Origin of the sequence: Streptomyces sp. URMC 126, from assembly GCF_051386555.1 — a bacterium.
In the GTDB taxonomy this organism is placed as follows: Bacteria; Actinomycetota; Actinomycetes; order Streptomycetales; family Streptomycetaceae; genus Streptomyces.
The window spans coordinates 1-278 of the sequence record NZ_JBPQTX010000810.1 but is presented as its reverse complement, the minus strand read 5'-3'; the positions used below and the strand labels follow the sequence as shown (position 1 = coordinate 278).

At 65.5% G+C, this 278-nt stretch carries 1 protein-coding gene; it reads right to left on the bottom strand.

The genetic code is table 11. From position 1 onward, the window contains the following. Nucleotides 1-278, bottom strand: a 278-nt coding sequence (locus tag ACSNOK_RS34020; RefSeq protein ID WP_436784601.1) for a beta-ketoacyl synthase N-terminal-like domain-containing protein, incomplete at both ends; no start/stop codon positions are given.

Genomic DNA, 278 nt, shown 5'->3' with positions numbered 1-278 from the left:
AACGCCAGCGAACTCTCACCCGACCGCAGCGACTGACACGCCAAATGCAACGCCACCAACGACGACGAACACGCCGTATCCACCGTCACCGCCGGCCCCTCCAAACCGAGTGTGTACGCCACCCGGCCCGAAGCCACCGAACCCGTCCCACCCGTACCGAGGTAACCCTCCACCTCCTCCGGCACTCCATGAGACGGCAAGTAATCGTGGTAGAAGAGGCCCGTGAACACCCCTGTGTCACTGCCCCGCAGCCCACCCGGATCGATCCCCGCGTCCTC